5 protein-coding genes are annotated in these 7045 nt (G+C 72.2%); 3 read left to right on the top strand and 2 right to left on the bottom strand.

What is annotated here, in order from left to right:
* The 3 genes from AOK22_RS17325 to abc-f form a co-directional block, all read left to right on the top strand.
* Positions 1–481: response regulator transcription factor (locus tag AOK22_RS17325; RefSeq protein WP_157872253.1), on the top strand; the 481-nt coding region annotated here is incomplete at its 5' end.
* Entirely contained in the window at positions 478–1929 is a 1452-nt protein-coding gene (locus tag AOK22_RS17320) for a sensor histidine kinase (RefSeq protein WP_055699567.1), read from the top strand. The genes AOK22_RS17325 and AOK22_RS17320, both read left to right, overlap by 4 nt.
* A gap of 123 nt (positions 1930–2052) precedes the next feature.
* The gene (abc-f, locus tag AOK22_RS17315) at positions 2053–3717 is read left to right on the top strand and encodes a ribosomal protection-like ABC-F family protein (protein WP_063795283.1); all 1665 of its coding nucleotides are present in this window, start codon (positions 2053–2055) and stop codon (positions 3715–3717) included.
* Here the strand turns inward: abc-f and AOK22_RS17310 are convergent.
* Both AOK22_RS17310 and AOK22_RS17305 read right to left on the bottom strand, forming a co-directional pair.
* Positions 3714–5051: an LmeA family phospholipid-binding protein gene (locus tag AOK22_RS17310; RefSeq protein ID WP_079036631.1), complete on the bottom strand. Its 1338-nt coding sequence runs from the start codon at positions 5049–5051 to the stop codon at positions 3714–3716. The genes abc-f and AOK22_RS17310 overlap by 4 nt on opposite strands.
* 91 nt (positions 5052–5142) lie before the next feature.
* The gene (locus AOK22_RS17305; protein WP_055699566.1) at positions 5143–6975 is read right to left on the bottom strand and encodes a bifunctional metallophosphatase/5'-nucleotidase; all 1833 of its coding nucleotides are present in this window, start codon (positions 6973–6975) and stop codon (positions 5143–5145) included.
* Positions 6976–7045: the final 70 nt, after the last annotated feature.

The following is a 7045-nucleotide window of genomic DNA, read 5'->3' as shown; positions in this document are numbered from 1 at the left end:
CACGCCGATCCTGATGCTGACGGCGCGCGACACGGTCGGCGACCGCGTCACGGGACTCGACGCGGGCGCCGACGACTACCTGGTCAAGCCCTTCGAGCTGGACGAGCTCTTCGCCCGCATCCGCGCGCTGCTGCGCCGCAGTTCGTACGCCGCGGCGGCCGGTCAGGCCGAGGAGGGCGACGTCCTCGCCTTCGCCGACCTGCGGATGGACCTCGCGACGCGCGAGGTCACGCGGGGCGCGCGGACGGTCGAGCTGACCCGCACCGAGTTCACGCTCCTGGAGATGTTCCTCGCGCACCCTCGCCAGGTCCTCACGCGCGAGCAGATCCTCAAGGCGGTCTGGGGCTTCGACTTCGAGCCGTCCTCCAACTCCCTGGACGTGTACGTCATGTACCTGCGCCGCAAGACGGAGGCGGGCGGCGAACCGCGCCTCGTGCACACGGTGCGGGGCGTGGGCTATGTGCTGCGGGGCGGGGAGTGAAGGGGGCCGTACGGCGCTTCCGCGGGCTCCCCCTGCGCTCGCGGCTGGCGCTGCTGGTGACGGTGGCGGTGGCCCTGGCGGTGGCGGCGGTGGCGGTGTCCTGCTGGGTGCTCACCCGCGCGCAGCTGCGGGACCAGATGGACGACTCGCTGCGCAGCCTCAACGTGGGCCGCGGCTACCTCGACCTGACGGCCGCCGCCTGCAACGACGGCAGCACCACCCCGAACGCCGAGACCCCGCCCGGCACCACCACCGTCTTCGTGCAGATCATCCGGCCGGACGGCTCGCGCTGCGTGGGCCGCGACTCCACCCCCGTGGTGGTGCAGAACTCCGACGTGGAAGTGGCCCAGCACCTGCGGACCCAGACCCTGCACGACGCCAGGACGGACCGAGGGGCGTCGGTGCGTGTGCTGACGCAGGTGGACACGGACAGCGGGTACACCGTCTCCCTGGCCCGGCCGCTCTCGGAGATCGACGAGCCGCTGAACAAGCTCGCCCTGCTGCTCACCGCTGTCGCCGGCATCGGCGTCATCGGTGCCGGTGCCGCCGGACTCTGGGTGGCCCGCACCGGGCTGCGCCCGGTCGACCGGCTCACCGAGGCCGTCGAGCACGTCGCCCGCACCGAGGACCTGAACCTCCGCATCCCCGTCGACGGCGACGACGAGATCGCCCGGCTGTCGGAGTCGTTCAACTCCATGACCGCCTCCCTGGCGTCCTCCCGCGACCTCCAGCAGCAGCTGATCGCCGACGCGGGGCACGAGCTGCGCACGCCGCTCACCTCCCTGCGCACCAACATCGAGCTGCTGGCCCGCAGTGAGGACACCGGGCGCGCCATCCCGCCCGACGACCGCAGGGCCCTGCTCGCCTCCGTGAAGGCGCAGATGACCGAACTGGCCTCGCTGATCGGCGACCTCCAGGAGCTGTCCCGTCCCGACGCGGGCCAGGGCGGCGCGAAGGTGCAGGTCGTCGCCCTGCACGACATCGTGGAGACGGCGCTGGAGCGGGCCAGGCTGCGCGGCCCCGAGCTGACGTTCACCGCGGACCTCGCGCCCTGGTACGTCCGCGCGGAGCCCGCCGCGCTGGAGCGTGCCGTGGTCAACATCCTCGACAACGCGGTGAAGTTCGGGCCGCCGGGGTCCGCCGTCGAGGTCGCCCTGAAGGGCGGCGAGCTGACGGTGCGCGACCACGGGCCGGGCATCCCCGCCGAGGAACTCCCGCACGTCTTCGACCGGTTCTGGCGTTCGCCCACCGCGCGGAGCCTGCCGGGTTCGGGGCTCGGCCTGTCGATCGTGGCCCGTACGGTGCGCCAGTCGGGCGGCGAGGTGGCCCTGGCGTCCGCAGAGGGCGGCGGCACGGTGGCGTCGGTGCGGCTGCCCGGGGCGGCGACCCCGCCCCCGGAGACGCCGGAGACACCGTTGGAGGCCCCGGCGGGGACCTCGCCGGGCTGACCGGAGAAGCAAACGAGACGGACCGTCTTGCGAGACGGTCCGTCCTGCGTTATCTTTCTTCCGCACGAGACGGACCGTCTCGTCACGCATCACCGACCCTGCCGTCGAAGAAAGAGGACGTACTTGTACCCAGTCACCGGCACCACCGCGGCCACCACGACCGCGGCCACCACCGCCGCCGTCTCCCAGCTCACCCTCACCGACATCACCAAGCGCTACGACGACCGCGTCGTCCTCGACCGGGTCTCCCTCACGGTCCGCCACGGCGAGAAGGCGGGCGTCATCGGGGACAACGGCTCCGGGAAGTCCACGCTGCTGCGGATCGTCGCCGGCGTCGAGCTGCCCGACAACGGCACGCTCACCGTCACCGCCCCCGGCGGCACCGGGCACCTCGCCCAGACACCCGACCTGCCGGACACCGCCACGGTCGGCGACGCGATCGACGCGGCGCTCGCCGAACTGCGCTCCCTGGAGCGGCGGATCAGGGCCGCCGAGTGCTCGCTCGCGGGCGCGGACGCGGCGGCGTACGAGCGGTACGCGGCGCTGGTCGCCGAGTTCGAGGCGCGCGGCGGCCACGACGCCGACCGCCGTGTCGAGGTCGGACTGCGGCGGCTCGGCGAGCGCGCGCCGCTGGACCGCGCGCGCCCGCTGGCCACGCTCTCCGGCGGGCAGCGCTCCCGCCTCGTGCTCGCCGGGACCCTCGCGTCCTCGCCCGAGCTGCTGCTCCTCGACGAGCCGACGAACGACCTCGACGACGAGGCCGTGCGCTGGCTGGAGGAGCGGCTGCGCGCCCATCGCGGCACGGTGCTCGCGGTCACCCACGACCGCGCGTTCCTCGACCGCGTCTCCACGACGATCCTGGAGGTGGACGGTGACACCCGGACCGTGCGCCGGTACGGCGACGGCTACGCCGGCTACCTGACGGCCAAGGCCGCCGAACGGGCGCGCCACGAGCGGGAGTACGAGGAGTGGCGCGCCGAGGTCGCCCGGCACTCCGCGCTCGCCGACTCCCACATCGGGCTGCTCTCGGCGATCCCGCGCAAGGCACCGGCCTCGTTCAGCGGGGCGGGCGCCTTCCGCGCGAGGTCGCGGGCGCACGGCGCGATGAGCCGGATCCGCAACGCCCGCGAGCGGCTGCAGCGGCTGAGCGAGAACCCGGTGCCGCCGCCCCCGCGCCCCCTGCGTTTCACGGCGGGGGTCGAGGGGGAGGCCACGGGCCCGGTCGAGCTGACCGACGTACACGTCCCCGGCCGCCTGGCCGTCGAGGGGACGCTGCGGATCGGCGCGGGCGAGCGGCTGCTGGTCACCGGGCCCAACGGTGCGGGAAAGTCGACGCTGCTGCGGCTGCTCGCCGGGGAGCCGGTGCCCGGGAGCGGTACGGTGCGGCGGCCCGCGCGGGTCGGCTTCCTGCGGCAGGACAACGCCCTGTGGCAGGAGCGGCGTTCGGTGCTCGACGTGTACGGGGGCGACGAGCACCGCGACGCGCTGCTGGCCCTCGGGCTCTTCCGCGAGGCGGACCTCGGACGGCCGGTGCGCTCGCTGTCGGTGGGCCAGCGCCGCCGCCTCGAACTGGCCCGGCTCGTCGCCCGCCCGCTGGACCTGCTGCTCCTGGACGAGCCGACCAACCACCTCTCCCCCGCCCTGGTGGAGGACCTGGAGGCGGCGCTCGCCTCCTACGCGGGCACGCTGGTGGTCGTCAGCCACGACCGGCGGCTCCGGGCGGGCTTCCGGGGCACGCGCCTGGCCCTGCGGGACGGGCGGCCGGAGGGCGAAGTCCGTGTCGCCTAGCGGCCGAAGCCCAGCCCCGACCCCGTGAGCCGCACCCGGATGCCCTCCTTCTCCACCGTCACGTCCTGCAGCGCCACCGTCCCGGCCCCCGGCAGCTTCGGCAGCTCGAAGGCGAGGGTCAGACGGTCGGCGAGGACGGGACGGGTGAGCTGGGAGAGGCCCTTGAGGAGCGCGGGGTCGAGGCCGAGCTTCTTCAGGAGCCAGGGGTGGCCCATGGCCACGTCGATGAGGTTCAGGCCCATCACGTCGTTCACGAAGCGCGGGGAGCCGGTGAGTTCGTTGAGCTTGGCGTCGCTCTCCAGGGCGCCGCGGACCACGGAATCGGGGATGCCGAGCCGCTGGACGATCGCGGGCACGGACAGCAGCGCCTTCGCCCTGGCGGTCTCCTTGGCCACGCGGTCGGCGGAGCTCTTCGACAGGTGCAGGCCCTCCGACGCGCGGGCGCCGGGGCGGTAGGTCGCCAGGTCGCCGAGCTGGAGGCTCATGCCGCCGATGTCGGTGGAGATGCCGCGGTCGCCGTTGCGCTGGATGCGGGCGTCGGCGCGCACCTTCAGGTCGTGGCCGGCGACGGGCAGCGTGCCGCGCGCGAGGACCTTGTCGCGGCCGTGGCCGGTGAACGTGACCTGGGAGGCCCCCAGTTCGCGGTTGAGATCCTCGAAGGAGAGCAGTACCTCGCCGTTCATCTCGCCGATGGTGGCGCCCTTGACGGAGGTGGGTCCGTCGCCCTCGATGGTGACGTCCGTGGCGGTCGCGGAGACCTTGGCGAGGGAGACGCGGTCGGCGGCGACGTCGGGGACGGTCACCTTCACCTGGTCCAGGCGCTTGTCGAGGACCTGCGTGAGAAAGGGGAACCCCTCGATGTCGACCTCGGGCGCCGCGCTCAGGTTCATCTGCTCCTTGAGCTTGTCCGCGGCCTCATGCTCGGCGTACAGGAGCGCCCAGCGGTCGCCGAGGGCGAGGAAGGCGGCGGCGACGAGGAGGGCGACGACGGCCTTCGCGGCGAGCGGCAGTCCGGCGAACCGGTTGCGGCGGCGGCTGCCGCGGCGGTGGTTGGGCGGCGTCCAGGGCGCGTCCGCGGGGTCCTCGGCGTCCTTGTCCTCGTGGAGGAACTCCTCCAGCGGGTGGGGCGCGAGGGCGCCGAGTTCGTCGTACGGATTGCTGTACGCGGGCTGGTCGGCGCGGTCGTCGTGGATCCGGTCGGAACGGTCCTGGTGGAGCCGGTCGGAGCGGTCCTGGTGGAGCCGGTCGGAGCCGTCGTGGTCAAGCTGGTCGGCGCGGTCGTCGTCGATGGGCGCATCCGGAGGATGCGTGGCTATGCGGTGGGGGGAACGCATCGAGTGATCTCACCATACGTTCACACCCCACCCCAAACCTTACTCCCGGTAAGCACCGGTTTCGGACAGTACTTGCCGGGCGGGAGATGACCTACTTCACGATCGTGATCCGGTCGGCCTTCGGCGGCGCGATCGGCTTGTCCGCCGAGGAGTTGGCGGTCAGGTAGTCGTTGAACGCCTTCAGGTCGTCCGCGCCGACGAGCGGCTTGGTGCCCTTGCCGAGCTCGGCGAAGCCGTCGCCGCCGCCCGCGAGGAAGGAGTTCATCGCGACGCGGTAGGTGGCCGCCGGGTCGATCGCCTTGCCGTTCAGCTTGATGGAGTCGGCGACGACGCGGTCGGCGCCGGTCTTGGTCATGTCGAGCGTGTAGGTGAGCCCGTCGGAGATCTGAAGGATCTTCGGCGAAGCCGCGTTCGGCCCGCTGACCTGCTGCTTGAGACCGGTCACGAGCTGCGCGCCGGTCAGGTCGACCAGGTTGACGGTGTTGCTGAACGGCTGCACGGTGAACGCCTCGCCGTAGGTGACCACGCCGTCGCCCTCGCTCCCGCTCGCCTTGAAGACGATGTCGGAGCGGATGCCGCCCGGGTTCATCAGCGCCAGATCGGCCTCGGGATCCAGGGACTTGGCGTGCGCGAGCTGCGCGTCCGCGATGAGGTCGCCGAGCGGGGACTCGGGCACGCCCGCGCCACGGCCGGGGATGTCCGCGGAGATGTAGCCGACGGCCTTGTTGGCGACGGGCGCGGCCAGCTTGTCCCAGCGCTGGATGAGCGAGGTCATGTCGGGCGCCTTGGCCTGCTCACGGCTGACGACGTGGTTCGCCGACTTCACGCTGGTGCGCACGATGTCCTTGGTCCTGCGGTCGTACGTCAGCGTGGTGTCCGTGTAGAGCTTCCCGAAGGAGGACGCCGAGGTGACCATGCGGGGGTTGCCCGCCGGGTCGGGGATCGTGCACACGTACGCGTTGTGCGTGTGGCCGGTGACCAGGGCGTCGACCTTGGGCGTGATGCCCTTGGCGATGTCGGTGATCGGGCCGGAGATGCCGTCGCCCGCGCCCGGGGAGTCGCAGTCGTAGTTGTACGTCTGGGTCTTCGGCACGCCGCCCTCGTGGATGAGCGTGACGATGGACTTCACGCCCTGCTTGTCGAGGACCTTCGCGTACTTGTTGACGGTCTCGATCTCGTCGTGGAACTTCAGGCCCTTGACGCCGTCGGCGGAGACGATGTCCGGGGTGCCCTCCAGCGTCACGCCGATGAAGCCGATCTTCACGCCCTTGTGCTTCCAGACCCAGTAGGGCTTGAGGAGGGGCTTGCCGGTCTTCTCGTCGGTGACGTTGGCGGTGAGGTAGGGGTAGTCCGCGCCCTCGAACTTCTTCCCCTTGCCGTGCTTGTCCTTCTCGAAGCAGCCGTCCTTGGGGTGGCAGCCGCCGTTCTGGATGCGGGCCAGCTCCTTGGCGCCCTCGTCGAACTCGTGGTTGCCGACGCTGGTGACGTCCAGGCCGAGCTTGTTCATCGCCTCGACGGTGGGCTCGTCGTGGAAGAGGCCGGACAGCAGGGGGCTCGCGCCGATGAGGTCGCCGGCGGCCGCGGTGACGCTGTAGGGGTGGTTCTGGCGGGCGGTGCGCAGGGAGGTCGCGAGGTACTCGACACCACCGGCGTCGATCTTCTTCTCGGTCCCGTCGGCCTGCTTCTCCGTCACCTGGCCCGAGGAACCGGCGGGCGGCTGCAGATTGCCGTGGAAGTCGTTGAAGGACAGCAGCTGCACGTCGACCGTGCGCTGCTTGCCGCCCTTGCCCGCGGCCGCGTGGTCCTGCCCGGCGCTTGCGGGCAGGGCGGCGGCCAGCGCGCCGACGGTGGCGAGCCCCGCGGCGACGGCGAGGACACGGGTGGCGCGGCGCCCGGACCTTCGTTGCTTCTGTATGGCGGACAAGCGTTCCCCCGAGGGTGAGGTGGGACGACAAGGACGGCGATATCGCCGAGCGCAGCCTAGGTTCAACGCG

It is taken from the genome of Streptomyces silaceus (assembly GCF_001419745.1).
Lineage (GTDB): Bacteria > Actinomycetota > Actinomycetes > Streptomycetales > Streptomycetaceae > Streptomyces > Streptomyces silaceus.
Note: the sequence above shows the minus strand (reverse complement) of the source record. Positions and strands in the feature narration are given on the sequence as shown.